Below are 26933 nucleotides of genomic sequence, written 5' to 3'. Positions count from 1 at the left end.
CATTGGCGCCACTCGATTGGGCCTGCGTGGCCTCATCCACGCAAAAAAGCCACGCCAGCCTTGTTTCGGCTGGTCATGGCTTTTTTGCCTGTCAGGCTTTTTCCCCAGCGCCCCCGCGCTGTGAACCCAACCCACCTTCCCTGTCTTCCTGTTGACCATGATCGTTGCGAAACCGGAGTGTTCGGGCTCATGGTTCGTTGCGCGGCTTGGACCTGTCGGCGTGCCGCGTTCTCGTTGTCGATGGCCGTGGCCTGGCTGTCTGCGCAGCCTTGTCCCTGTTGGCCCGACCGTCTTCTGCGGTCTTGGCCGGAGCGTCCCCGTCTGGCGGAACTCAGTGCATGGTCATCCATTCGCGGGCTTCGCGCAGCGCCTTGGCGATCTCGACCTTCGACATGGCCGCCGAGAGTTCCGAGCGCAGTTCGGCGGCGCGGGCCGAACCCTTGATGGCGGCGATGTTGAACCATTTGTGGGCGGCAACGACGTCGGTTTCGCAATCGCGGCCGGTCGCATACATCATGCCCAGTTCGAAGAGAATGTCGGCCTGGGCAGTTGCCCCCATGGCGCCGAAGCCTGCTTCAAGCATTTCAAAACGTGCCATTTTTAGTCCCCTGTCTGGCTCCCGAGAGCTGCCTCCGTTCGTCTTGTCCGGGCCGCTCTTTCGATGCTTTCGAGAATGCCGCTCAGGCTTGAATCCGTCGTTAAATGGCGTGCTTAATTTGAGGAAAACAAAGGTAAAACAAGAGGTAAACGCGTAAATTCGTTAAGGATACGAAGCCAGCAATTCAGCTGTTTTTCGCCAAATTTGAGGAAAATTTTCGAGCGCGCGGTCAACACTCTGCTAACCCTAGAAAACAAACACGAGGCGCCGGTCGTTTTCATTTCCGGGCCAACAGGGCGAATTCAGGCGCTTCGAAATGCCAAAGCCTTCCGTCGCGGCACTGCTTTCGTTTTGACGGAAGCTGGATTAGCTTACGTTTGCGTAAGCGGCAGACCGGCGAGGCGGAGCATCCGGCTGGCTATCCAAAGGGAGTAAGACATGTTTCGAAAAGTGAGCCTGGCCCTAGCGGCCGCTTTGATCCTGAGCGGAGGGGCGTGGGCCGATCCAATCGAGGGCAACTGGAAAACGCAAGCCGGCGACACCGCTGCCATTTCCGGCAGCAGCTCGTTCTCCATCACGCTCAAGTCAGGCAAATATGCCGGCAAGACCATTGGCTCGCTCAAGGCGGCCGGGGACAACAAATACACCGGCAACATCACCGATCCGGCAAATGACAAGACCTATTCGGGCAAGGCAACCTTGTCGGGCGCGTCGCTCAAGATGAGCGGTTGCGTGCTCGGCGGATTGATCTGCAAGAGCCAGACCTGGCACAAGCTCTAAGCGACCATTTCCTTGTGATCTCCAACGGGGCCCGGCGGGCCCCGTTTTCGTTTTGTCGACGAGCAGGCAGCGCTCGGTCGGCATTCTGGTTGCCCGCAACCCAGTCAACATCTCTTCAATCAATTTGAACGGCAGATGAACGCCGGCATCAGAGCCGGTTCAGAGGCGTCAGGGCATTCTCATACGTGTTGAAGGAGACACGGACCCAATGCTTGCTCGCCGCTTCACCATTGTCTGCCTGCTGATGAGCCTGTTTGGAATGTTCTTCGCCATCCTCGTCGCCGAAGCGGGCCGTTCCCCGCGCTCCTGGGACGAAGCCAACAGAATGTGCCACCTCGCCTGCCCGACCGATTTTCGTCACTGAAACAGAGAACCCGGACCTCGAAAAGAAAAGCACAGAGATCATGAACCGCATCGCCGCCAACCTCTCCAAGACCCTCCGGCTCCTGCCGCGGGCGGCGCTCATCCTGATACTGCTGGCCGCCCCGGTCCTGGCGGTGCCGATGATGCGCGCCGATAGCGGCTCGACGATCGAGGCGCCGGCGCTCAGAAAGTCCGGCGTCGGGTTCGTACTGCTGGTCAGCCTGCAGCGGGGTTGAAGAAAAAAGGGCGCTTTGAGCGCCTTCGGCGGCGAGCCCCCTCCCAACCGCCCGTCCAAGTCTCTATATTGAGCCATGGAAAAGCGAATCTATCCCCAGGCCATCGAATCTGTCGTCATGCCCGAGCCTTTTGGCCGGCAAAGCTTCGATAACGCCGAGAAGGCCGTTGCCGCGCTGCAGGTGCTCTACGAACGCAATACCAAGTTTCTGCGCGATTCCTTCGCGGCCCTAGCCGCCGGCGGCGACAGCAGCAAGCGCTACCGGGCCTTCTACCCCGAGATCGGCGTCACCACGAGTTCGTTCACCCAGGTCGACTCGCGCCAGGCCTATGGCCACATGCCAACACCAGGGCATTTCGCCACCACGGTTACCCAGCCGGACCTGTTCGAGACCTACCTCATCGAGCAGCTTCGGCTGATCATGCGCAATCATGGCGTGTCGGTAACCGTCTCGGAATCGACCACGCCGATCCCGCTGCATTTCGCTTTTCTGGAAGGCACCTATGTCGACGGCGCCGCCGCCGAACGCATCAAGCGGCCGATCCGCGACCTGTTCGATGTGCCGGATCTCGACGGCACCGACGATCAGATCGCCAATGGCACGTTCGAAGTGGCCTTCGGCGAGCCCCGGCCACTGGCGCCTTTCACGGCGCAGCGCATCGATTATTCACTGCACCGCATGACGCACTACACCGCAACCAGCCCGCAGCATTTCCAAAACTTCGTGCTGTTCACCAACTATCAGTTCTATATCGACGAGTTCGTCGCCCGCGCCCGCGACCTGATGGAAAAGGGTGGTGACGGCTACACGGAATTTGTCGAACCTGGCAACGTTATCACCCGGGCCGGACAGAGCGCGCCTAGCGAAGGCGTAGCGCCACAGCGCCTGCCGCAGATGCCGGCCTATCATATGAAGAAGCCGAACCATGGCGGCATCACCATGGTCAACATCGGCGTGGGTCCTTCCAACGCCAAGACCATCACCGACCATATCGCAGTGCTTCGGCCACATGCCTGGGTGATGCTTGGTCACTGCGCCGGGCTGCGCAACACCCAGGCGCTGGGTGATTATGTGCTGGCGCATGCCTATGTGCGCGAGGACCACGTGCTGGACGACGATCTTCCGGTCTGGGTGCCGATCCCGCCGCTGGCCGAGATCCAGGTCGCGCTGCAGGAAGCCGTCGCCGAGGTCACCGGCCTGTCGGGCTATGATTTGAAGCGCATCATGCGTACCGGCACCGTCGCCACCATCGACAACCGCAACTGGGAACTGCGCGACCAGCGCGGACCGGTGCAGCGCCTGTCGCAGTCGCGCGCCATCGCACTCGATATGGAATCGGCGACTATCGCCGCCAATGGCTTCCGCTTCCGCGTCCCTTACGGCACGCTGCTGTGCGTTTCCGACAAGCCGCTGCATGGCGAGTTGAAGTTGCCTGGGATGGCGACCGAGTTCTACAAGCGGCAGGTGGCGCAGCACCTGACTATCGGTATCAGGGCGATGGAGAAGCTGGCGGAGATGCCGATGGAGCGGCTGCATTCGCGCAAGCTCCGGAGCTTTTCGGAAACGGCATTCCAGTAGGCGACCGCGAAGCCTCGGCGAGGCAATTCGTCGTCTTGCTCAGGCCGCAATTTGGCCGATATCAGATCGAACGGACCGACAGGCGACATTCAGCGGATACGACCTCGCAGACACGACCTCAATGACAACAGGCGCGCGCTTGAATATGACGGCTGGGCTGGCATTCCTGGCGATGACGGCATTGTCCGCCGCTTTGTTGGCCGGATTTTTCGGCGCGCTGCACCCGGCGTTCGATTCCTTCTCGCATTTCCGTATTCATCTCAGCGTGCTGATGGCACTTCTGGCGCTGCCGCTGCTCGCCAGCCCGTTTCGGCTGCAAGCGGCGGCCGGGCTGCTTTTTGCCATTTCCTGCCTGGCCACAACGACGGGTGCGCTGCCCAAAGGGTGGCGACAACAGGCGGCCGCCAAGCCGACCGGCCAGATCGTTTACAGCCTGCTGCAGATGAATCTTCGCTTCAACAATCCGACACCGAAGAAAGTGCTCTCACTGATCGGCCGCACCAATCCGGACGTGATCACGCTCGACGAGGTGTCGCAGATGTGGACGACCGAGCTTGGCTACATCGCCACCGCCTACCCCTACCGAATCCTCTGCCCCTACCCAAACGGCATGTTCGGCGTGGCGCTGCTGTCGCGCCGGCCCTTTGCCGCCGACGCCGCGCCGCGCTGCGAGCCGCGCGGCGCGATGGCTATCGCCACGGTCGACTTCGGCGGCACCGATGTCGATGTCGCCGCGATCCATTTGAGCTGGCCCTGGCCGAAGGAGCAATACTGGCAGATCGGCGAACTGGCGCAGCCACTCGCCGCGCTCGCCGAGACCGCGATCATGGCGGGCGATTGCAACGCCGTGCCGTGGAGTGCCGCGGTGCGGCGGGTCGCGGCTCTCGGCGGTCTGACACTCATGCCTTCCGCCGGCCCGACCTGGATCCACCGGACACTGCCGGACTTCCTGCGCCGCTATGCAGGCCTGCCGATCGACCAGGTGTTCAGCAAAGGCGGCGTGACGATCCTGTCTTCGACGCGGCTGGAAGATACCGGCTCCGACCACCTGCCGGTGCTGGTCGAATTTTCGGTCCGGTCCGATGAGAAGCAGCCTGACGATGGGCACGCCACTGCGCTCGCGGCGCACGATTTGCCTGCTGAGCCGCACAGCTGACGCGTCAACGAATGGAGCACCCGCGCCGCGGCGAAGCGTTGAGATGGCGAACGGATCACTCGTTCAAGGTTTCCCGATCAAGGCAGCGATCAAATGTTCGACATGGCCGCCATCGCTATGCTCGCGCCGATCGAAGGCGTTTTGTCTCGCCTCATATTCTGCATAAACGGTCTTGATGCGAAGCCGAGCCTCGCGGCGCGCCTTGTTGCATGATGGGTCGTTGGCGACCCGCAGGCCAGTTATCGACCTTTCTGTCACGCGCATCATCTCCCTGGCGATGCGCCCATGTGTTTCCTCATGGGCGCGAACACCCGCGGAAAATCTGTTCCAACGCCTCTTCAACGTCGGCGCCATGGGCGAGCCTACGCGAGGGAAGGTGTAGAACAGATTGAGCGTGCCGTTGACCCGCCGCAGCCGGCAGACGCCGTTCTCCTGGCCTCCGCCGAGATCCCAGTCGACCGTATAGGCGGTTGTGGCGATGGCATGCGTCATGAAGCCATGCTTGGGGCCCTTGCTGTCCATCGCGTCGATGAAGGCCGTACCCGAGCTTCCCGTGATGTCGTAGGTCCGCGTCTGGACGATTGCCCTGGTGCCGGCCAGGGCCTCCGGCGCGCACAGTGTCCCGATGACGATGAGGCATGTCAGAACTGTCCGGCGCATCGGCCTTCTCCTTGTCCCCGGAGAAGGGAACCATAAGCCGGTGATAGTTTCAACGGTTCTGCTGTGCTGCATGCTCTTGCAGTCAGAACTCCGCTGCAATTTTGCTGCCGCGCCCTGGCCGGCCCGGCGGCGCAGGGGTCACATACCCTGGTAGACCGGTCCTTCACCGCCTTGCGGCGGCACCCAGTTGATGTTCTGGTTCGGGTCCTTGATGTCGCAGGTCTTGCAGTGGACGCAGTTCTGCGCGTTGATGACGAAGCGCACGTCCTTCGCCCGCGGATCGGCGGCGGCGTTGCCGTCCTTGTCGACCCATTCGTAGACGCCGGCCGGGCAATAGCGTGTGGAAGGTCCGGCAAAGACATCATGTTCCGAGCGTTTCTGCAGGTCCATGTCGCCGACCAGCAAATGGACCGGCTCGTTTTCCTCGTGATTGGTGTTGGACAGGAACACCGAGGAGAGGCGGTCGAAGGTCAGCACGCCATCAGGCTTTGGATAGACGATCTTCTTGTGCTGGGCGGCAGGCTCGAGCGTCGCGTAGTCGGCCTTTCCGTGCTTTAGCGTGCCGAAGGGCGAGACGCCGAACAGCGTGTTCAGCCACATGTCGAGGCCGCCCAGGCTGACGCCGATGATGGTGCCGAACCGCGACCAGAGCGGCTTGACGTTGCGCACCTTCTTCAGGTCCTTGCCGATGTCGGTCGCCCGCCATGCATCCTCATAGGCTGAAAGCTCGTCATTGGCACGGCCGGCGCCGATCGCCTTGGCGACATGCTCGGCCGCCAGCATCCCCGACAGCACCGCATTGTGCGAGCCCTTGATGCGCGGCACGTTGACAAAGCCCGCCGCGCACCCCATCAGCGCACCGCCCGGGAACGACAATTTCGGCACCGACTGCCAGCCGCCCTCGGTTATGGCGCGCGCGCCGTAGCCCAGGCGCTTGGCGCCCTCGAACGTGCCCGCGATCGCCGGATGGGTCTTGAAGCGCTGGAATTCCTCGAAAGGCGACAGATAGGGATTCTTATAATTGAGGTGAAGGACGAAGCCGACCGCCACCTGGTTGTCCTCCAGATGATAGAGGAACGAACCGCCGCCAGTCTTCATGTCCAGCGGCCAGCCGAAGGAATGCTGCACCAGACCCGGTCGATGGTTCTCCGGCTTGACCTGCCAGAGTTCCTTGAGGCCGATGCCGTATTTGCCGGGCTCGCGGCCATCGGAGAGTTTATATCTAGCGATCAACTGCTTGGCCAGCGAACCGCGCGCGCCTTCGCCGATCAGCACATATTTGCCCATCAACGCCATGCCCGGCGCGAAGCCCGGACCGTGCGTGCCGTCCTTCTCGACGCCCATGTCTCCGGTGACGACGCCGGTGACGGCGCCTTCTTCATTGTAGAGCAGGCCGGCCGCGGCAAAGCCCGGGTAGATCTCGACGCCGAGCGCCTCGGCCTTGCCAGCCAGCCAGCGGCAGACATTGCCGAGCGAGACGATATAGTTGCCGTGGTTGTTCATCAGCGGCGGCATGAAGATGTTGGGCAGGCGGAACGAACCGGCGGGGCCGAGCACCAGGAAATGGTCCGCCGTGACCGGCGTCTTGAAGGGATGACCATCCTCCTCGCGCCAGCCAGGCAGCAACCGGTCGATGCCGATCGGATCGACGACGGCACCCGACAGGATGTGGGCGCCGACTTCGCCGCCCTTTTCCAGCACGACGACGGAGAGCTCGGGATTGACCTGCTTGAGGCGGATGGCCGCGGCGAGGCCGGCCGGTCCGGCGCCGACGATGACCACGTCGAATTCCATGCTCTCGCGTTCGATATCGCTCATCAACCCCTCCGCACTGGCTTGCCGCCGTTGGCGTATCTTGCTGGCTCCTGCGCTGCATAGCGCATCAATTGGCGACAGGAAACCGGCGCATACGTGACAATGCCGAATTGGCCAAAAAGTCGCGCTTTGCGCGGCAGAGAAGCCATTTCCGCGCGGCGCGACCCGCCAGGCTTGCGTTTTTTATTGTTCGACGGCTTGCTTATCGGCCATACTTCCCGCCATGCGCATTCCCGGGCCAGGCGGCTTCTCTTCGACGCGCTTTCCATCAACGCCCGGCCGGGCCTGCCGGGCGCTTATTTTGGCCCTTCTGGCGTTGAGCCCGGATCATGCCGTCGCGGATGAAGTGAAGGTCTGGGCGACAGGCGCGTACTCGTTCTCCGACGAGCTTGGCGGTTTCCGCATCACCGGAGCCTCCGGCATCGGAACCAAGGACGATCCGCTGGTCATCACCGAAGAGCTGAATTCGGCGACACCCGTGACGCTGACCATCCGCACCACAAAGCCGATCCAGGCATTCGGCAGAGCAGGCGAGTTCGCCAACGGCATCATGTATATGCGCATTGACGTCCTCAACAACAGCGGCCAGGCTTGGATCGAGTTCCAGTTCGAGCTTCAGGAAATACTGGACCAGCCAAGCGTGTTCGGAGACGGGCTTTCGTTCGACCAGCGCAACAAGACGCCCGACAATATCTGGTCGAGCAATTTCGCCGATTTCGACCGCGATTTCGAGCCCTATGACCGGTTGCTGTTCAAAAACGGCAAGGTGGACCCGCTGAAGACCGCCAGCTTCGAATTCCTGATGACCGACTACACGCCGCGATGGACCTTCTATCTGGTGCAGGATCCACGCATACCCACTGGCTAGACCGCGACCTCGCCTTGGCAAGCGGGATTGGCTGCCGCCACCGACTTAGCCGAGGTTGCAAATTGATCCGGCCCGGACGATGGTGCGGCCATGACTGCCGCCTCTCCCAACAATCCGGTCGATTTGGCCGATCTGCTCGCCTTCTACGCTAGCGCGGGTGTAGACGAGGCTTTGGAGGATGTGCCGGTCAATCGGTTCGCTGAGGCCGTGCCGAAGCCGGCGGAGCGCATGCCGACGGCGCCACGCGAAAGCAGCGCACCGGAGCCGCGCACGGCTCCGCCCCGCCTCGATGGGCGCGCCGTGCCAGATGCTCCGGCCCCGCGCCCGCCCACCTCGGCCGTGCCCGACGAAGCGCAGGCGGCACTGGCGCGCCAGCTGGCAAACGCGGCAATGTCGCTGGACGAATTACGCCAGCACATGGCCGCTTTCGAGGGCTGCAATCTCAAGGCCACCGCCAAGAACCTCGTTTTCGCCGACGGCAACCCGCAAGCCGCTGTCATGCTGGTCGGTGAAGCCCCCGGCCGCGACGAGGACATTGAAGGACTGCCCTTCGTCGGCCGCTCGGGCCGCCTGCTCGACCGGATGCTGGCCGCGATCGGCCTCGACCGCAGCTCGGTCTACATCGCCAATGTCATTCCCTGGCGCCCACCCGGCAACCGCACGCCGACGCCGCACGAGACCGAGATCTGCCGGCCGTTCATCGAGCGCCAGATCGAACTGGTCAATCCCAAGGTGCTGATCAATCTCGGCGGCCCGTCGGCCAAGACCTTGCTCAACACCTCGGAAGGAATCCTGCGGCTGCGCGGCAACTGGCGCGTCCACACAACGGGTTCCGGCGTTGCCATCCCGGCCATGCCGACATTGCACCCGGCCTATCTCTTGCGCACGCCCGCGCACAAGAAGCTGGCATGGCGGGATTTTCTCGAAGTGAAGGCGAAGCTGCGGGAAGTGAGCTAGCGATGACCTCGCGGGTAATTGAAATGCATTCAGCGTCAGCCTAGTCGTCCTGCATGACAACGCCCCAAGCCTCCGCCGGTAGCTTGATCCGCGAATGGCGCACGCGCCGCCGCATGAGCCAGCTCGACCTCGCCATGGAAGCGGAGATTTCGCAACGGCATCTCTCCTTCGTCGAAAGCGGGCGTGCCGCGCCCTCGCGCGACATGGTGCTGCATCTGGCCGAGCAGCTTGCGATCCCGCTGCGGCAGCGCAATCAATTGCTGCTGGCCGCGGGCTTCGCGCCGAGCTTCAGCGAACGGCCGCTCACCGATACGACGCTGGCACCGGCAATGGCGGCGGTCGAGATGGTGCTCAAGGGGCATGAGCCGTTTCCGGCATTGGCGGTGGACCGGCACTGGAACCTGGTTGCGGCGAACACGGCGATCGGGCCATTCCTGGCCGATGTTTCCGAACCCTCGCTGCTCCAGCCACCCGTCAATGTGCTGCGGCTCAGCCTGCACCCAGGTGGTGTCGCGCCGCGCATCGTGAACCTTCAGGAATGGCGCACCCACCTGCTCGAACGGCTGAAACATCAGAACGATGCCGCCGGTGACCCGGTGCTGGTGGCATTGGAGCAAGAGCTTCGCGGTTATCCCTCTGGCCTGCAGAGCAGCCGGCCGAAGCCGGTCGAGCCGAATGCGATCGTGCATCCGCTGCGGCTTGCCCATGGGGATACGGTGCTTTCCTTCATCAGCACCATTACCGTGTTTGGCACGCCACTGGATGTCACTCTTTCGGAACTGGCGATCGAATCCTTTTTCCCGGCCGATGAGCAGACACGGGTGGTGCTGGTACGCTTGGCAAACGAGCGGTCGGAACGGTCCTGATCACCCTTGCGGCAGCGCAGCCTTGCGGGTGCGCGTTCGTTCCAGACCCAGCTGCCGTTCGCGCCAGATGATGAAGATGCCGGCGGCGACCACGATCACGCCACCGACCAGCGTGCCGGGTGAGGTCACGTCACCGAAAACGAAATAGCCGACGACGACGCCGAGGATCATCGAGGTGTATTCGAAAGGCGCCACGACCGAGGCTTCGGCATGACGATAGGCCGCGGTCATCAAAATCTGGCCGAGGCCGCCACAAAAGCCGGCGAGGATGAGCAACGTGGCTTGTATCGGCGTCAGCGACTGCCAGCCGAAGGGCAGCGTCAGCAATGAGAGCACGCTTGCCGTCGACGAGAACCACAGCACGATGGTCGCCGTCTTCTCCGTCTGCACCAGATTGCGCACGAGCAGCATGGCGACAGCCGAGATTGCCGCGGCCGCCAGCGCGGCCATGACGCCCAGGACCTCCTGGTCGTCGAGACCTTCATCCGAATTGAGCAGCGTCAGTTCCGGCCAGGAAATGACGAGCACGCCGATGAGGCCGATGGCGACAGCGCTCCAGCGATAGACGCGGATGGTCTCGCCAAGGAAGACCGAGGAGAACACCACGACCAACAGCGGCTGTGCATAGTTCAGGGTGATCGCCTCGGGAAGAGGCAGCCTGGTGAGCGCGAAAAAGCCGAGCCCCATGGCACCGACGCCGACGACGCCACGCGCGACGTGGTTGAAGGGGCGTTTCGTGACGAACGCCGTGGCCAGATGTCCCTTCAACGTCAGGAAGACAATGATCGGTAAGATGGCGAAGAAGGAACGGAAGAAGACGATCTGCCCGGCAGGCACATCGCCTGCCGCCTTGATACAGGTTTGCATGCCGACAAAAACCGCAACGGAGACGATCTTCAGCACGATGCCTCTCAGCGTACCGTGGCCGCGCGTCGTCTCTGCTTGCGCCCCCGCTCCTGATGTCACTTTGGCAATGCGTCTCTGCCCGCGGTCGAGGGCACGTTGCGGCTCTCGGAACGGCAGAACGGGAAATTGTCGGCGCGCCGAACGAAAGCGCCCATCCCGAATTTCGGTGTGACGGCCGTCATGACTGCCTCGCGACAAGGAAAGGATGACCTGAATTAGGCCCTGCCGCAGTTTTGTCGAGGGAGTGTTTCGTGTAAAGAGCGCGGACTTCGAATTTTTGGACCAGTCAGATCATGTCCGGTCCCCGGACAAGACAGGAAAAGCCAGGGAATGCGCACCGATACCGGCCAAGTCTTCAAACTCGAGGACTATCGCCCCAGCGACTACCTCATTCCGGAAACCCACCTTGAATTCCGTCTTTCGCCGCAGGCAACGGTCGTCACCGCGATACTGATCGTCGAACGCCGCGAGGACATATCCACGTCGGCTCCGCTGGTGCTCGACGGCGATGGTTTGACGCTCAAACGCATCGAGGTCGACGGCAAGATGGTGAGACCGGCGGATCTGCTGGCGAGCCCCGACCAACTTACCCTGCTCAAACCGCCGGCGGCACCTCGTTTCCAACTGCTGATCGAAACCGAGCTGGCCCCAGCCGGCAACGAGGCCCTGATGGGCCTTTACCGCTCGAATAACGTGTACTGCACGCAATGCGAGGCGGAGGGTTTTCGCCGCATCACCTATTTCCTCGACCGCCCCGATATCCTGTCGGTCTACACGGTGCGCATCGAGGCGCGACGCGACGAGGCGCCGCTGCTCCTGTCGAACGGCAATCCGGTCGAGAGCGGCGATCTCGCCGAAGGCTGGCACTACGCCAAATGGCACGACCCCTTCCCCAAACCGTCCTATTTGTTCGCCCTGGTGGCCGGCAATCTCGGCCAGGTCGCCGACAATTTCGTCACTATGTCCGGCCGCAAGGTCGAGCTCGGCATCTATGTCGAGCTCGGCAAGGAGGCGCTCGCCGGCTACGCGATGGACGCGCTGAAGCGGTCGATGCAATGGGACGAGGAGGCGTTTGGCCGCGAGTACGACCTCGACGTCTTCAACATCGTCGCCGTGTCGGACTTCAACATGGGCGCGATGGAGAACAAGGGCCTCAACATCTTCAACGACAAATACGTGCTGGCCGACCAGGAGACGGCGACGGACGTCGATTTCGCCAATATCGAGGCGATCATCGCGCATGAATATTTCCACAATTGGACAGGCAACAGAATCACTTGCCGCGACTGGTTCCAGCTTTGCCTGAAGGAAGGGCTAACGGTCTTCCGCGATCATGAGTTCTCCGCCGACCAGCGCTCGCGCGCGGTCAAGCGCATCGCCGAGGTGCGCACGCTGCGGGCCCACCAGTTTCCCGAGGACCAAGGCCCGCTGGCGCATCCGGTGCGGCCGCGCCGCTACCGCGAGATCAACAATTTCTATACGGCGACGGTCTACGAGAAAGGCTCCGAAGTGGTGCGCATGATCCGCACCATTCTCGGACCCGAAGTCTTTCGCGCCGGCATGGACCTCTATTTCGAACGCCACGACGGCGAGGCCGCGACCATCGAGGACTTCATCAAGGTGTTCGAGGACGCGTCCGGCCGCGACCTGTCACAATTCGCGCTCTGGTATCATCAGGCTGGCACACCCAACCTTACGGTCAGTTCGACGCACAATCCGGCCGCACAGGAATTCACGCTCGAGATCGAGCAGTCGGTGCCGCCGACACCCTCCGAAAGCCGCAAGCGGCTGATGCATATCCCGCTCGCCTTCGGCCTGATCGGCGCCGGCGGCAAACCTGTCGCATATAGCGACGTCGAGGGCGCCAGCGTCGAGGACGGCGTCATCCACGTCCGCAAGCGTCGCCATGTGGTGCGTTTCTCGGGCGTGGCCGAGCGCCCGGCGGTATCGCTCAACCGTGGCTTTTCGGCGCCGGTGACGCTGTCGGTCGAGCAGAAGGCGGCCGACCAGTACTTCCTCGCCCGCCATGACAGCGACGCCTTCTCGCGCTGGCAGGCCTTCAACACGTTGCTGACCGATGCGCTGATCGCTGCCTTCCGCCAGATCCTCGGCGGCAAACAGCCGGACTTCGCCCCACGGCTGACCGAGCTTGCCGGCAGCATCGCCAGCGACGAGACGCTGGAGCCAGCCTACCGGGCCCTGGCGCTGGCGCTGCCGGGGGATGCCGACATCGCCCGCGACATCGGCAAGAACATCGATCCCGATGCCATCCATGCGGCCCGACAGGCGCTTGCGCGGGCGATCGGCATGGCCAATGGCGACGCCTTTTCCGGCCTCTACGACAGCCTTGCCGACGAGAGCGCTTTCAGCCCGGATGCGGCGAGTGCGGGACGGCGCGCCTTGCGCAACATTCTGCTGGATTATCTCTCGCTGCTGCCGGGTGGAGCAGCATTGGCTGCCGGGCATTTCCACTCCGCGACCAACATGACCGACCGGGCAGCCGCATTGGCCGTGCTTGCGCATCGTCACCACGGATCGCCGGAGGCAGGCGAGGCGCTGGTGGCTTTCGAACAGACATATGCGTCGGACCCGCTGGTGATGGACAAATGGTTCCAGATCCAGGCCAGCGTGCCTGGGCCGCAGGCGGTGGACACGGTTCGCGCCCTGACCGCTCATGCCGGCTTCTCAATGGGCAATCCGAACCGGGTGCGCTCGTTGATCGGCACATTCTCCAGCGCCAACCAGACCGGCTTTCACCGCGCCGACGGCGAAGGCTACCGCTTCTTCGCACGAACGGTGCTTGAGGTTGAAAAGCGCAATCCGCAAGTGGCGGCAAGGCTGGCGACGGCGCTCAGGTCATGGCGCTCGCTCGAACCGGGCCGGCAAGCCAAGGCCCGAGAAGTGCTGGTTTCGATCGCCAATGCCGAAAACCTGTCGGCGGATCTGCGCGACATCGTCGAGCGCACGCTGGCTTAGGCGCTCCCGCCTTCTTCCCCGCGGGAGAAGGCCGGGTTCAAAAGCCCACTATTTTAGTCGATTTTTAATCTTTTTTCGCCGGACCACTGGACAAGGCGAATCACCTTTGATTCTTTAATGGCGATTCGGAAGTGCGGTGTTGCCGGATCACCAGCACATAGAAATGCGGCATACTGAAATCGGGGAGTGCCATTTATGGCAAAGGCGGACGCGTGGGGCGCGCCCGGCGGGATGGTTTTTGCGCGTCGCGAGACGCGCGGCGACGGCCTTGCCGGGAATACGCGGCTCATTGCCGAACCGGCCTACAAGCGGCTTCTGGCGGCCGAACCGCTGCTGCGCCGGTCGATACCGGCCCTCATCGTCATCTTCCTGCTCGTCATTGCGGCGCTGCGTGTAATCTCGCTGATGAACGAGCGCGACGATGTGGAGCGCGATGCCAAGGCTATCCTGACGCTGGCGGCCGCGCAGCTCGCCAGTTCGCTCGCCACCACATCAGACACGCTGCCGGGCGCCACGCAGGACCTGCTGGAGACCACCAGCCGCCAGGGCGCCATGGGCCGCAGCCATGTGCTGGTCGTCACCGACAGCGCTTTCAGGATCACCGCGGTGACGCCGCGTTCGGTGCCCTGGCAAGGCCATTCGCTCGACGGCCTCGTCCAGGGCGGCCAACCTCTGTTCATGTTCGGCGACCGGGCTGGCGTCATGGAGGTCAACATTGGCGGGCAGGACTGGTACGCGGCGGTCAGCCTGAGCAAGGACAGGAAGGGAGCCGCGGCGGCGCTCGTCCCCCAAGAGGCGGTCTTCGACACGTGGCGCAAGACCGTCTCGCTCAACGTCACCCTGTTCGTGCTGACGGCCGGCGTGCTGATCATCATTCTCTATGCCTATTTCGGTCAGGCGGCGCGCGCGCAAGCAGCCGACCGCATCTATGTCGAAGCGCATCAGCGTATCGACATGGCGCTGGTTCGCGGCCGGTGCGGCCTGTGGGATTGGGACATGGTGCGCGGCAAGATGTACTGGTCACGCTCGATGTACGACATGCTGGGCTATGAGCCCTGCGAGGCGATGCTGTCCTTCGGCGAGGTCGACGAGATTATCCATCCCGAGGACGGTGACCTGTTCGAACTCGCCAACAGGATCGTCGCGCGCGAGATCGACCACATCGACCAGGTGTTCCGGATGCGGCATGCCGATGGCCAGTGGGTGTGGATGCGCGCCCGCGCCCAGGTCATGGACCCGGAAGCGCCGGAGATCCAGCTCATCGGCATCGCCGTCGACGTCACCGAGCAGCGCCATCTGGCGCTGCGCTCCGAAGCGGCCGATCTTCGCCTCAGGACCGCGATCGAGAACATCAATGAATCCTTCGTGCTGTGGGATTCGGCTCAGAACCTGATCATGTGCAATTCCAAATACCAGCAGGACAACGGGCTCTCGGACCGCGACGTGATGCCGGGTGTGACGCGCGCTTCCCTGGAAGAGCGGATGCTGGCCTTCGCTTCGGAACGCCGGCTGGCCAATACCAACGGTCCGCAGGGCGGCGCCACGTTCGAGCGCCAGCTTTCCGACGGCCGCTGGCTGCAGGTCAACGAGCTCAGGACCAGGGACGGTGGCATCGTCTCGGTCGGGTCCGATATCACCCAGATCAAACTGCACCAGGAGAAACTCGTCGACAGCGAACGCCGGCTGATGGCGACGATCCATGATCTCAGCCTCGCCCGCCGGGCCGAAGAGGAACGGGCGCGCGAACTGGTCGACCTCAACCGCAAATACATGAAGGAAACCGAGCGCGCCGAAGCGGCGAACCGCGCCAAATCCGAATTCCTGGCCAACATGTCGCATGAGCTGCGCACACCGCTCAACGCCATCATCGGGTTCTCCGAGCTGATGGAACAGGGGCTGTTCGGTCCGTTAGGCTCGGAGCGCTACGAGGAGTACGCCACCGACATCAACAGCAGCGGCAAATATCTGCTCGGCGTCATCAACGACATTCTCGACATGTCCAAGATCGAAGCCGGCCAGTTCTCACTGGACCAGGAACAGATCGACCTCGGTCCGCTGATCAGCGAGACGGTGCGTGTCGTCTCGCTGCAGGCGGCGCAGAAGGCGATCACCGTGGAAACGCGCATTGCCGACGCCTTGACTTTGTTTGCCGATCGCCGGGCGATCAAGCAGATCGTCATCAATCTCCTGTCCAACGCGGTGAAATTCACCGGCCAGGGCGGCCACATATCGGTCAGGGCCCGCAACACATCAGGCGCGCTGGTGCTGACGATCGAGGACAATGGCTGCGGTATCCCGAAGGAAGCCCTCGGCAAACTGGGGCGCCCCTTCGAGCAGGTGCAGAACCAGTTTTCCAAGAACCATGCCGGCTCCGGCCTTGGCCTTGCCATTTCGCGCTCGCTGGCCGAGTTGCAAGGCGGTGCACTGAAGATCCGCTCGACCGAAAGTGTCGGCACGATCGTATCGGTGCGCATTCCCGTGAAGAAGGCGCCAACGGCGGTCAAGGCCGCGGCCTGAGCGACAGGCTCCGGTCGACGACTCGGAGCCCGCCTCAACCAAATCTTACTGCACGCCCCCGTCGTTGCCTTCGTCATCCCATTGACGGTCATGGCGCCCGTCCTTCGGCAGTTCGCCCTTCTCGATCTTGCCGTCATTGTTCTTGTCGAGCATCGCGAAAAGCTTCTTTTCGCGGCCGGTGATGTCATCCGATGTCAGCGTGCCGTCGCCCTTGCTGTCGTAACGGGCGATGATGCGTCTGGCCATGCGTTCGAAGCGCGCCTTCTCCAGCGCGTCGGCGAGTTGAGCGACAGTCAGCTTGCCGCCATTGTCAGTGACAAGCTTCTTGAGCCGCGCGTCCATGACATCGGAGAACTGCTCGAAGGTGATTTTGCCGTCATTGTCCTTCATTGCCTTGTCGAGCCGCATCATGGTGCGCTCACGCACGTTGGCGCTGTCGAGGTTCTCGCCATAGGCCGCGCCGCCGACGGCTCCGGCCAGGGCGATGTAGGCAAGTGCAAGCTTGGTTGTCTTTCTCATGGTTTTCTCCTGTTGCATCGTCACCCCCGATGCGGCCGAACGGTCGTTGGTCACGACCCTCCGGTACGAAGCAGAAGGTCGAAATCCTTCCTGACCTTTTGCGACGTCTCCTTGAGATGTGCTTCCAGCACACCGAAATCCGGCAGGTCGGCGACCGCCAGAAGCAGATCCGAAAGCCCCGGCGGAACGTCGTCACGTTCGAACGGTCCGGTGAGGCACAGCCGCATCATCTGGGTCAGTGCCAGATAAAGGGTGTAAGCCTCGCCGAGGTCCTGACTGATCACGGCATTGGCGAAACGGGGCGTCAGACGAGACAGGATCTCGGCCGTACCGGTGGCGCGTGGCCCGGCCTCGACCTGCCCAATGATGACAGCCACCTGGGCGATGAATTCGAGATCGATCAGACCGCCCGGGATCAGCTTGATGTCCCACAGGTCGCGGGGCGGTTTTTCCTGCTCGATCATGGCCCGCATGTCGGAAGCTTCGGTTTTCACCTTCGCCGCGTCGCGTGGCTGGCCGAGCAGCGCGGCGACTTCCGCTTCAACCTCGGCGCAGAGGCCCGCGTCGCCAGCAATCGGGCGCGCCCGCGACAGCGCCATGTGTTCCCAGGTCCAGGCTTCCTTGCGCTGGTATTTCTTGAAGGCATCGATATGGGTGGCGACCGGTCCCTTGTTGCCGGACGGCCGCAAACGCAGGTCGAGCTCGTAAAGCACCCCTTCCGCCGTCGGTGCCGATACCGCGGATATCAGCCGCTGCGTCAAGCGGGTGTAGTAATGCGACGGCGCCAGCGGTTTTTCACCATCAGAGTCCTCGGCGTCCGCGTCGTGATCGTAAAGCAGGATGAGATCGACATCCGATCCGGCCGTCAATTCGCGGCTGCCAAGCTTGCCCATCCCAAGCAGCGAAACCACGCCACCGGCGATCGTGCCGTGGCGCACCGCGAATTCGGCCATCACCGCTTGCAAGGCCGCCGCAATGGTCAGGTCAGCAAGATCTGAAAAAGCACGGCCGGCGCGGGCCGGATCGATCGAGCCCGCGAGCAGCCGCACACCGATCAGGAATTTCTGCTCGGAAGCAAATATGCGTAAGCGGTCGAGCACGTCCTCATAGGCCCTGTCGCCCTCAAGCAAGGCGGAAAGCCGCCCCGAGAGATAGGCGCGGTCTGGCAGCTCGGTCAGCAACGCCGGGTCGAGCAAGCCGTCGAACACATGCGGCCGGCGAGTGATGATGGCCGCCAGCCTTGGTGCCGCGCCCATGATCGTCGCCATCAGCTTGAGCAGTGCGGGATTCGACTGCAGCAGCGAAAACAGCTGGATGCCGGCCGGCAGGCCAGCGAGGAACTCGTCGAAACGGACCAGCGCCTCGTCGGCCCGGCGCGTCTGGCCAAAGGCCTTGAGCAGTGCCGGCGTCAGTTCCGTCAGCCGCTCGCGCGCCTCCGCCGACTGGGTGACGCGATAGCGGCCGAAATGCCAGCCGCGGATGACGCGGCAGATATCGCTCGGCCGCTGAAAGCCGAGGCCGTGCAGGGTCCGCAGCGTGTCCGGGTCGTCGACGTCACCGGTGAAGACCAGGTTGCCGATGCCGGCCGAAAGCTCGGGCGCGGTTTCGAACAGCGCCGCATAGTGGCGCTCGACCTGCTGCAGCGAGGCACGGAAGGCCCCGGCGAACTCGGCGGCACCGGCAAAGCCCAGCATGCGGGCGATGCGCTCCAACCCTTCATCGTCTTCCGGCAGCGTGTGCGTCTGCTCGTCGGCCACCATCTGAATGGCGTGTTCGACCCGGCGCAGGAACCAGTACTGGAGGGCGAGTGCGTCTCGTGCGTCCGATGTGATCCAGCCTCGGGCCGCGAGCTGACCGAGCATCGGCACGGTTTCGCGGCCGCGCAGCTCCGGAAAGCGGCCGCCGGCGATGAGCTGCTGGGTCTGGACGAAGAACTCGATCTCGCGGATGCCGCCGCGCCCAAGCTTGACGTTGTGCCCTTTCACGGCGATCTCGCCATGGCCCTTGTGGGCATGAATCTGGCGCTTGATCGAATGGACGTCGGCAATCGCCGCGTAGTCCATGTATTTGCGCCAGATATAGGGCTGGAGTTCCTTGAGGAATGCATCGCCCGCGGCGAGATCACCGGCCACCGGGCGCGCCTTGATCATCGCGGCGCGTTCCCAGTTCTGGCCACGCGCTTCGTAATAGCGAAGCGCGGCTTCAACCGGGATGGCCAGCGGGGTGGAGCCGGGATCGGGACGCAACCGCAGATCGGTACGGAAGACATAGCCGTGCTCGGTGCGGTCCTGCAGGATGCGAACCAGCCGGCGCGTCAGGCGTGAGAACAGGTCGGTGACGTCGAGAGGATCGACCACGGCGGGTGCCTCCGGATCGAAGAACACGACGAGGTCGATGTCGGACGAGAAATTCAGCTCATGCGCGCCGAGCTTGCCCATGCCGAGCAGGATCCAGCCCGATCGATGCGAGGGGTTGTCGAGGTCGGGCAGCTTGAGCTTGCCCAGGCCATGCGCGTCACGCAGCAGGAAATCGACTGCCGCGCGGGTGCAGGCGTCGGCGAGATCGCTCAACCGCCTTACGGTCAGCGAAGTTTCGGCCTCGCCCGAAAGATCGGCGAGCGCGATCAGGAAATGTGCCTCGGCCTTATGCCGGCGCAGCTCCATCATCAGGCCGGATTCCGAGACTGTTTCGGCCAACGGCGCCTTGTCGATCGCGGCGGTGATCGCCTTCAGACGGGCCTCTATCGGCAGGTCGAACAGCCCGTCCAGGATTTGGGGCCGGCGGCGCGCCGTACCGCGCAGGAATGGCGAAAGGTCGAAGACAGCGGCGAGGAGATCCTGCGCCTTGCCTTTGCCGGCCAGGAATTTGGCCACCCGTGTCAGCCCCTCTTCGCGCGCTGCGTCCGCGATTTCGGTGAGCTCCTGTCGTGCCCGGGCCTCGTCGAGCGGGACAAGCGGGGTTTCCAGGCTGAGCAGCCAGTCTGTCTTGCTCCGCTTGGCAACGGCCGCCATCAGTGATCCTCGCGTGCCGGGAAACTCATGATCACGGATAGTCCAGGATTGCCAGGCAGCAGGTCAAGCCGGCCGTAATGGAATGTCATGACCGCCTTGGCGAGACTGAGGCCAAGGCCAGAACCAGGCTGCGAACGGCTCTTCTCCAGCCGCACGAAGCGCTCCGTCGCCCGGGCGCGATCGGCGTCGTCTGGAATGCCCTGGCCATTGTCCGTGACGGAAAGCCTGATCTCGCCGTGCGTGCGTTCGAGCTTTACACGGACCGCCGGCTTGGACGTCGAATCGGTCGAGTACTTGATCGCATTGTCGACGATGTTGGAGAGCGCCTGGCCGATCAGCTCGCGGTTGCCGTCGACGACAAAAACACCATTCACGTCGCTGTCCAGCGAAACGCCAGCCTCCTCGGCCACCGGCTCATAGAGTTCGACGACATCACGTACGGCCGCCGCCAGATCGACGCGGTGGGTGTGCTCGGAAGAATAGCCCGCCTCCAGCCGGGAGATCATCAGGATGGCGTTGAAGGTCTTTATCAGCTGGTCGGACTCGGCGATGGTGCCTTCCAGCGCCTGCCTATAGTCCGATGTCTTCTGCTTGCCGGAAAGCGTCGCTTCGGCCCGGTTGCGCAGCCGGGTCAGCGGCGTCTTAAGGTCATGCGCGATGTTGTCGGAAACCTGCTTGAGGCCTTCGTTGAGCGTGGCGATCCTGGCCAGCATGGCGTTGAGGTTTTCCGAAAGCCGGTCGAACTCGTCGCCTGTGCCGGTCACCGGCAGCCGGCCGGAGAGATCCCCGCCCATGATGCGCCGGCTTGCCTCCGATACGCCATCGATACGCTTCAGCGCCGCGCGGCCGACAAAGAACCAGATCAGGATGCCACCCAGGGCCATCATGCCGAGCGCCAGCATCAGCGAACGGCGGATGACGGCACGGAACCGCTCTGGTTCCCCCAGATCGCGGCCGACCAGCATGATCATCTGGTTCGGCAGCCGCAGCACCAGGGCAATGGCGTTGTGGCCCTTCTCGCCCTGCGCTTGCGTGTCGCTCTGGTCGGGCTGTGCGGTCCCCTTGTCGGCAGGCAAGTTGCGTAGACGATCGAGTTCTCCCTCGCCAAAGCGCTGATAGGAAAATGGGCTGGTGGTCCAGCCTTCGTTTTCGAGAACGCCCGGCTCGAGGCTCTGCACGTTACCGGTCAGGATCTGGCCGTTGGCATCGGCGATCAGATAGAGATTGGCGCCGGGCTGCCGCGAGCGGGCCTCGACCACGCGGACCAATACCGGAAGGCCACCGCGCTGATAGGCGCGGGCAAGGCCGAGCACCTCGTCGTTGATGGTCTCCTGCGTCTGCCCGGTCAGCATGCGCGCCGAAAGCGAAGTCATATAGAGGACGAGCAGCACGGCGCAGAGCGCGAAGAGCAAGAGATATAGCGCCGAAAGCCGCGCGGCCGTCGTCTTCATGATGGCGGGCACGGAAAGCGCCATGCCGCCGCCTAGCCGCCCTTCAGCATGTAGCCGGCGCCGCGAACGGTATGCAGGATCGGCTTGTCGAAGCCCTTTTCGATCTTGCCGCGCAGCCGGGAGACGTGGACATCGATGACGTTGGTCTGCGGATCGAAATGATAATCCCAGACATTTTCGAGCAGCATCGTGCGCGTCACAACCTGGCCGGCATGGCGCATAAGATATTCGAGCAGGCGGAATTCGCGTGGTTGGAGCGTGATCTCACGCGCCGCCCGGCGGACAGAATGCGAGAGCCTGTCGAGTTCAAGATCGCCAACCCGGTAGACGGTCTCGGCCTCCTTGGCGCTGGCGCGTCGGTTGAGCACCTCGACACGAGCCAGAAGTTCGGAAAAGGCATAGGGCTTGGTCAGATAATCGTCGCCGCCGGCGCGCAGGCCGGTGACCCGGTCATCGACTTCGCCCAGCGCCGAAAGGATGAGCACCGGCGTCGTGTTGCCCCTGGAGCGGAGAGCGGCAATGACCGACAGGCCGTCGCGGCGCGGCATCATCCGATCGATGACCATCACATCGTAGTCACCCGCATCGGCAAGCGCGAAGCCGGTCTCGCCATCACCCGCAACATGCGCGGTATGACCGGCTTCGGTGAAGGCTTTCTGCAGATAATCCGCAGCCTCGCGATCGTCTTCTATGACGAGAATCTTCATAGGGCCGTTATACGCGATTTCGCTTGAAGGTTGAGTAGCCGGCATCTGCATTTTAGCCTTAGCCAAAGCGCATCGCGATCAAGACGATCGAGAGCGTACGCGATAAAATCTTTGTTCCGTGGCGTCGTTAGGCCGAACATGCCAGTTTCCGGTCATGTCGTTACCTGCAACCCGGGACCAACCGGCATCGGGCACGAGGCCTGAGTGGGCACCCACATGCGGGCGCGGCAACGGGCGATGGGAAGCCCGCTGCCGCTGAAGAAGAGCACGATGACTGACTAACGGGCTCTCCTTTCTACTTTCCCATGCGGCGACTCGGGGGTGTTGAAACCGCCGCATTGGAAAAGTCGTCTCAGCCCTTGGCCACCGGCACCGCGACGAAGCGGTTGTTGTCGTCACGGGTGATCTGCATCAGCACCGCCTTGCGTCCGGATTTGACCGCATCGGCCATGGCCTTGGTGACGTCTTCGGTGCCGTTGACCTCCGCCGAGTTGACCGCGGTGATGACATCGCCCGGCTGGATGCCGCGATCGGCGGCGGCGCTGTCGGGGTCGACGTCCGTCACCACCAGACCCTTGCCGTTTTCAGACTTGGTGACGGTGAGGCCAAGATCGGCCAGCGTGTCAGGCTTTGCCGGAGCGGCAGGCTGCTGTTGCTGGTCGTTCGAGGCCTGCTTGTCGCTCGCCGGCAGTTTGCCGAGATCGACCTTGACCGTTTGACTCTTGCCGTCGCGCCAGACCGTCACATCAACCGACTTGCCCGGCGAATAGGCGCCGATCAGGCGGGCGAGTTCCTTCGGGGACGTAACGTCCTTGCCGTCGACCTGGGTGATCACGTCGCCGGCTGATATGCCGGCCTTCTTGCCGGGGCCGTCGTCCTGGGCGCTGGACACCAACGCGCCATTGTTGGACTTCAGGCCGAGCGATTCGGCTATGTCGGAGGTGACCGGCTGGATTTCGACGCCGAGCCAGCCACGCTGCACCGCACCGCTCTTCATCAGGTCGCCCACGACCTGCTTGGCGGTCGAGGCCGGAATGTCGAAGGCGATGCCGACACTGCCGCCCGAAGGCGAGAAGATGGCGGTGTTGATGCCGACCACCTGGCCGTTGAGATTGAAGGTCGGGCCGCCTGAATTGCCGCGGTTGACCGAGGCGTCGATCTGGAGGAAATCGTCATAGGGGCCGGCGCCGATATCGCGGCCGCGCGCCGAGACGATGCCGGCGGTGACGGTGCCACCGAGACCGAACGGATTGCCGACAGCCACGACCCAGTCGCCGACACGAACCTTGGAATCGTCGGCGAAGTCGACATAGGTGAACTTGCCGCCACCATCGACCTTGAGCACGGCGAGATCGGTGCGCGGATCGGTGCCGACCAGCTTGGCGTCGAGTTCCTTGCCGTCATTGGTCACAACGGTGAAGGCGGTGCCCTCTTCGACGACGTGGTTGTTGGTGACGAGGTAACCGTCTTCGGAGATGAAGAAGCCGGAGCCCTGCGCTACCGGGCGCGGCTCGCCGTTGTTGCGATCGCGATGACCGAAGCGACGATGACCTTCGTCGTTCTGGCCGCCCTGGTCGCCAAAGCCACGGAATTCCTTAAAGAAACGACGCAGCTGCGGATTGTTGGGAAGATTGTCGAGGCCGTCCTGATCGTCGGAGCCATCATCGGCGGTCGGCTGAATCTTGGCCTTGACCTTGACGCTGACCACGGCCGGCGACACACGCTCCACGACATCGGCGAAGCTCGGAACCTGCGGGGCCTCGACGCGCACGGCGTCAGCGAGAACGGGGCTGGTTCCGCTGGTCAACGCGCCAACGCCGATCGCACCGGCGACCGCGACAGACGCGGCAGCAGCCAGAAGACGCTTGCGGGTGCGGAAATATGAATCGGGGGCAATATTCATGGATCTCTTATCCTCTTTCAAACGGACGCGCCTTGATCGGCATCCTCAAGGAACAACAATTAGGGAAGCGCACATTACGACGCCATTTCCGGCACATGAAACTTTGGTAATGTTGGCGGACGACGGCAACCGTCAGTCGCGGCGGAGGATCGCATCCAATGCCGCCTGCTCTTCGACCGAAAGCGCTGCCGTTGCTGGAAGCCGGCGTGACCGTGCACTGAGCACTATGAACACGCCGCCGGCCAAAAGCAGGAGAACCGGCGTGCCCCACAGCATCGCGTTGCGCAGATCGAAGCGTGGCTTCAGCAGCACGAACTCGCCATAACGCGAAACCACATAATCCATCACCTGGCGGTCGGTATCGCCCGCGACAAGGCGTTGTCGCACCAAGATACGCAGGTCCCTGGCAAGGTCGGCATCGGATTCGTCGATCGACTGGTTCTGGCAGACCATGCAGCGCAGGCCCTCCGACAGCGCCCGCGCCCGCGCCTCGAGTGCCGGGTCGGCCAGCATCTCGTCGGGCTTCACCGCCATTGCCGTTCCGGCGAAGAACAACGCCAGCAACAGGACTATCGACGTCAACGAAAGCCTTGCCCTCATGGCAGGCCTGCAGGCGCCACCGCCTGCTTGCGACGGCGCGATGGCGCGCCGACCCGCAGGCGCCTGTCCATCAGCGACATCGCCGCACCCGCCATCATCACCAGGCCGCCACCCCAGATCAGTGTCACCAGCGGCTTCCACCACAGACGCACCACGACCGAGCCGTCCTTGCCCTCGTCGCCGAGCGAAATGTAGAGCTGAGAAAGGCCAATGGTCTTGATGCCGGACTCCGTCGTCGTCATCTGCCGCACCGGATAGAAACGCTTGGCGGAGCTGACTTCGCTGACAGGGCTGCCGCTGACGCCGATCAGCTCGAAACGCCCGCGATCCTCGTTGTAGTTCGGTCCCTGCGCAGGATAGAGCCCGACGAACCGCACCATGCGGCCGGAGATTTCGACGGTTTCGCCGGCATGCATGGACAGGATCTTCTCCGTGCCGAAGCAGAGCGTGCCAACGATGCCGAGCACGGCCAGGCCGAGGCCAAGATGCGCCAAAGCGGTCCCGAAAACCGAGCGTGGCAAACCAACCAGACGCCTGACCATTGTCGGCGTTGCGACACTGCCAATCCCCGCCTTGATAGCAAGGTCGGTCAGCGCGCCGAGGATCAGCCAGACGCCGAGGCCGACGCCAACCGCGGCAAGCACCGAAGCGCCGTCGATGAACAGGACCGTAACCAGCGTCGCAAGAAGCGCGGCCGCGAACGCGGCCATCAGACGCTGCGCGACGCCGAAGACATCGCCGCGCTTCCAGGCCAGCAGCGGCCCAAAGGGAACCATCACCAGCAGCGGCACCATCAGCGGGGCGAAGGTGAGGTTGAAGAACGGCGCTCCGACCGAAATCTTGTCGGCCGAAAAAGCCTCGATCGCCAGCGGATAGAGCGTGCCGACGAGCACCGTGGCGGTCGCCGTGGTCAGGAACAGATTGTTGAGGACGAGCGCGCCTTCGCGCGAAACCGGGTGAAACAGGCCGCCTGCCGTCAGCTTCGAGGCGCGCAGCGCAAACAGCGCCAGCGAGCCGCCGATGAACAGCGTCAGGATGCACAGGATAAAGACGCCGCGCGTCGGATCGGTCGCAAAGGCGTGGACGGAAGTCAGGACGCCCGAACGCACCAGGAAGGTGCCGAGCAGCGACAGCGAGAAGGTGAGAATGGCGAGCAGCAGCGTCCAGATCTTCAACGCCGAGCGCTTTTCCATGACGATGGCCGAATGCAGCAGCGCGGTGCCCGCCAGCCACGGCATGAAGGAAGCGTTCTCGACCGGATCCCAGAACCAGAAACCGCCCCAGCCGAGTTCGTAATAGGCCCAGTACGATCCCATGGCGATGCCGCCGGTCAAGAACATCCAGGCGACCAGCGTCCATGGCCGCACCCAGCGCGCCCAGGAGGCATCGATGCGACCCTCGATGAGGGCGGCGACCGAGAAGGAAAAGCAGATCGAGAAGCCGACATAACCGAGATAGAGCATCGGTGGATGAATGGCGAGGCCAAGATCCTGCAGGATCGGGTTGAGATCGCGGCCTTCGATGGGCGCCGGATTGAGCCGGATGAACGGATTGGAGGTCACCAGGATGAACAGGAAGAAGGCAGCGCCAATAGCGCCCTGCACGGCGAGCACATTGGCGCGCAGCGTCGCCGGCAAGTTGGAGCCGAAAGCGGCGACAAGCGCGCCGAAGAAGGTCAGGATCAGCACCCAGAGCAGCATCGAGCCTTCGTGATTGCCCCAGGTTCCGGTGATCTTGTAGATCAGCGGCTGCAGCGAATGCGAATTCTCCCAGACGTTCGCCAGGGAAAAATCAGAGCTTGCATAGGCGCTCGCAAGGGCCGCGAAGGACAACGCCGTCAACGCGAAACCGGTGACCGCGACCGGACCGCCAACCGCCATCAGGCGCTGGTTGTTCAGCCGCGCGCCAAACAGCGGCACGATCGTCTGCACCAGTGAAAGCGCGAACGCCAGAACCAGGGCGAAATGTCCGGTTTCAACCATTCGCGCGGCTCACGCTTGCTGTTCTGCCAGAGTTATTCACTCTTGCTCTCCTGCCAGACGCCCTTGGCCTTCAGGCCGTCGGCTACTTCCTTGGGCATATAGCGCTCGTCGTGCTTGGCCAGAACGCTGTCGGCGACAAAGACGCCGTCAGGGCCGAAGGTACCCTCGGTGATGACACCCTGCTCCTCGCGGAAAAGGTCGGGCAAGATGCCGGTATAGGTCACCTTGACCGATTTGTGGGTGTCGGTGACCGAAAAGGCAACCGTTGCGCCCTGGCCGCGCTGGATGGTGCCTTTTTCGACCAAACCGCCGAGCCTGATGCGCTGGCCCGGCTGAACGCTCGCCGTGGTCAGATCGGCCGGCATGTAGAAATAGGACGCCTTCTGGCCAAGCGCATAGAAGGTCAGCCCGGTGGCTGCACCCAGAAAAACCAATCCGCCCGCGATCACCGACAATCGTTTCTGCTTGCGCGTCATACCCAATT

22 protein-coding genes are annotated in these 26933 nt (G+C 63.1%); 10 read left to right on the top strand and 12 right to left on the bottom strand.

Going from position 1 to position 26933, the window contains the following annotated elements:
• Positions 1-331 precede the first annotated feature (331 nt).
• On the bottom strand, positions 332-598 hold the full coding sequence (locus ACVWWD_RS16920; RefSeq protein WP_010915070.1) for an SEL1-like repeat protein: 267 nt from the start codon (positions 596-598) through the stop codon (positions 332-334).
• Between the two features lie 438 nt (positions 599-1036).
• On the opposite strand from ACVWWD_RS16920, the gene ACVWWD_RS16915 reads away from it, so the two are divergent.
• From ACVWWD_RS16915 to ACVWWD_RS16895, 5 genes are all read left to right on the top strand, one after another.
• Complete coding sequence (locus ACVWWD_RS16915) at positions 1037-1378, top strand: DUF2147 domain-containing protein (protein WP_352548178.1); 342 nt, start codon at positions 1037-1039, stop codon at positions 1376-1378.
• 208 nt (positions 1379-1586) lie between these two features.
• Positions 1587-1742, top strand: coding sequence for a hypothetical protein (locus tag ACVWWD_RS16910; protein ID WP_023771606.1), 156 nt, complete (start codon positions 1587-1589; stop codon positions 1740-1742).
• 40 nt (positions 1743-1782) lie between these two features.
• A complete protein-coding gene (locus ACVWWD_RS16905) occupies positions 1783-1977 on the top strand; it encodes a hypothetical protein (protein WP_015318605.1) in 195 nt (64 codons plus the stop codon).
• A gap of 117 nt (positions 1978-2094) precedes the next feature.
• Positions 2095-3555 (top strand): AMP nucleosidase, encoded by a 1461-nt coding sequence (locus ACVWWD_RS16900; RefSeq protein WP_245273873.1) that lies wholly within the window; start codon positions 2095-2097, stop codon positions 3553-3555.
• Between the two features lie 145 nt (positions 3556-3700).
• Positions 3701-4711 (top strand): endonuclease/exonuclease/phosphatase family protein, encoded by a 1011-nt coding sequence (locus ACVWWD_RS16895; protein WP_023794911.1) that lies wholly within the window; start codon positions 3701-3703, stop codon positions 4709-4711.
• 63 nt (positions 4712-4774) lie between these two features.
• Here the strand turns inward: ACVWWD_RS16895 and ACVWWD_RS16890 are convergent, their stop codons facing one another.
• Both ACVWWD_RS16890 and ACVWWD_RS16885 read right to left on the bottom strand, forming a co-directional pair.
• Complete coding sequence (locus ACVWWD_RS16890; protein WP_023794912.1) at positions 4775-5371, bottom strand: DUF922 domain-containing Zn-dependent protease; 597 nt, start codon at positions 5369-5371, stop codon at positions 4775-4777.
• A 138-nt stretch (positions 5372-5509) separates the two neighbouring features.
• Positions 5510-7189, bottom strand: coding sequence for an electron transfer flavoprotein-ubiquinone oxidoreductase (locus tag ACVWWD_RS16885; protein ID WP_023794913.1), 1680 nt, complete (start codon positions 7187-7189; stop codon positions 5510-5512).
• A 220-nt stretch (positions 7190-7409) separates the two neighbouring features.
• On the opposite strand from ACVWWD_RS16885, the gene ACVWWD_RS16880 reads away from it, so the two are divergent.
• From ACVWWD_RS16880 to ACVWWD_RS16870, 3 genes are all read left to right on the top strand, one after another.
• Positions 7410-8054, top strand: a complete 645-nt coding sequence (locus ACVWWD_RS16880; RefSeq protein WP_023771602.1) for a hypothetical protein — start codon at positions 7410-7412, stop codon at positions 8052-8054.
• A gap of 90 nt (positions 8055-8144) precedes the next feature.
• A complete protein-coding gene (locus ACVWWD_RS16875) occupies positions 8145-9011 on the top strand; it encodes a uracil-DNA glycosylase (RefSeq protein ID WP_023784328.1) in 867 nt (288 codons plus the stop codon).
• Between the two features lie 53 nt (positions 9012-9064).
• A complete protein-coding gene (locus tag ACVWWD_RS16870; RefSeq protein ID WP_023771599.1) occupies positions 9065-9877 on the top strand; it encodes a helix-turn-helix domain-containing protein in 813 nt (270 codons plus the stop codon).
• Here ACVWWD_RS16870 and ACVWWD_RS16865 read toward each other — a convergent pair whose 3' ends face one another.
• On the bottom strand, positions 9878-10843 hold the full coding sequence (locus tag ACVWWD_RS16865; protein ID WP_352548176.1) for a DMT family transporter: 966 nt from the start codon (positions 10841-10843) through the stop codon (positions 9878-9880).
• A 270-nt stretch (positions 10844-11113) separates the two neighbouring features.
• On the opposite strand from ACVWWD_RS16865, the gene pepN reads away from it, so the two are divergent.
• Both pepN and ACVWWD_RS16855 read left to right on the top strand, forming a co-directional pair.
• On the top strand, positions 11114-13759 hold the full coding sequence (pepN, locus tag ACVWWD_RS16860) for an aminopeptidase N (protein WP_352548175.1): 2646 nt from the start codon (positions 11114-11116) through the stop codon (positions 13757-13759).
• Positions 13760-13954: 195 nt separating this feature from the next.
• Positions 13955-16276, top strand: a complete 2322-nt coding sequence (locus ACVWWD_RS16855) for a PAS domain-containing sensor histidine kinase (RefSeq protein WP_023771595.1) — start codon at positions 13955-13957, stop codon at positions 16274-16276.
• Positions 16277-16321: 45 nt separating this feature from the next.
• On the opposite strand, the gene ACVWWD_RS16850 is transcribed toward ACVWWD_RS16855, so the two are convergent.
• The 8 genes from ACVWWD_RS16850 to ccmE all read right to left on the bottom strand — a co-directional run bounded on the left by ACVWWD_RS16850 (position 16322) and on the right by ccmE (position 26925).
• A complete protein-coding gene (locus tag ACVWWD_RS16850; RefSeq protein WP_023771594.1) occupies positions 16322-16795 on the bottom strand; it encodes an EF-hand domain-containing protein in 474 nt (157 codons plus the stop codon).
• A 50-nt stretch (positions 16796-16845) separates the two neighbouring features.
• Positions 16846-19806: a bifunctional [glutamine synthetase] adenylyltransferase/[glutamine synthetase]-adenylyl-L-tyrosine phosphorylase gene (locus ACVWWD_RS16845; RefSeq protein ID WP_457103207.1), complete on the bottom strand. Its 2961-nt coding sequence runs from the start codon at positions 19804-19806 to the stop codon at positions 16846-16848.
• Entirely contained in the window at positions 19806-21281 is a 1476-nt protein-coding gene (locus tag ACVWWD_RS16840) for an ATP-binding protein (RefSeq protein ID WP_352548172.1), read from the bottom strand. The genes ACVWWD_RS16845 and ACVWWD_RS16840 overlap by 1 nt, the downstream gene beginning before the upstream one ends.
• A gap of 8 nt (positions 21282-21289) precedes the next feature.
• Positions 21290-21964 carry a response regulator transcription factor gene (locus ACVWWD_RS16835; RefSeq protein ID WP_023771592.1) on the bottom strand — a complete coding sequence of 225 codons (675 nt, stop codon included), beginning with the start codon at positions 21962-21964 and terminating at the stop codon, positions 21290-21292.
• Between the two features lie 352 nt (positions 21965-22316).
• Entirely contained in the window at positions 22317-23867 is a 1551-nt protein-coding gene (locus ACVWWD_RS16830) for a Do family serine endopeptidase (RefSeq protein WP_352548170.1), read from the bottom strand.
• A gap of 132 nt (positions 23868-23999) precedes the next feature.
• Positions 24000-24467 carry a cytochrome c-type biogenesis protein gene (locus tag ACVWWD_RS16825; protein ID WP_352548169.1) on the bottom strand — a complete coding sequence of 156 codons (468 nt, stop codon included), beginning with the start codon at positions 24465-24467 and terminating at the stop codon, positions 24000-24002.
• The gene (locus ACVWWD_RS16820; protein ID WP_352548167.1) at positions 24464-26449 is read right to left on the bottom strand and encodes a heme lyase CcmF/NrfE family subunit; all 1986 of its coding nucleotides are present in this window, start codon (positions 26447-26449) and stop codon (positions 24464-24466) included. Before ACVWWD_RS16820 ends, ACVWWD_RS16825 begins: the two co-directional genes overlap by 4 nt.
• A 32-nt stretch (positions 26450-26481) precedes the next feature.
• Positions 26482-26925 (bottom strand): cytochrome c maturation protein CcmE, encoded by a 444-nt coding sequence (ccmE, locus tag ACVWWD_RS16815; RefSeq protein ID WP_015318623.1) that lies wholly within the window; start codon positions 26923-26925, stop codon positions 26482-26484.
• Between the last annotated feature and the right edge of the window lie 8 nt (positions 26926-26933).

It is taken from the genome of Mesorhizobium sp. URHB0026 (genome assembly GCF_054059755.1).
Note: the sequence above shows the minus strand (reverse complement) of the source record. Positions and strands in the feature narration are given on the sequence as shown.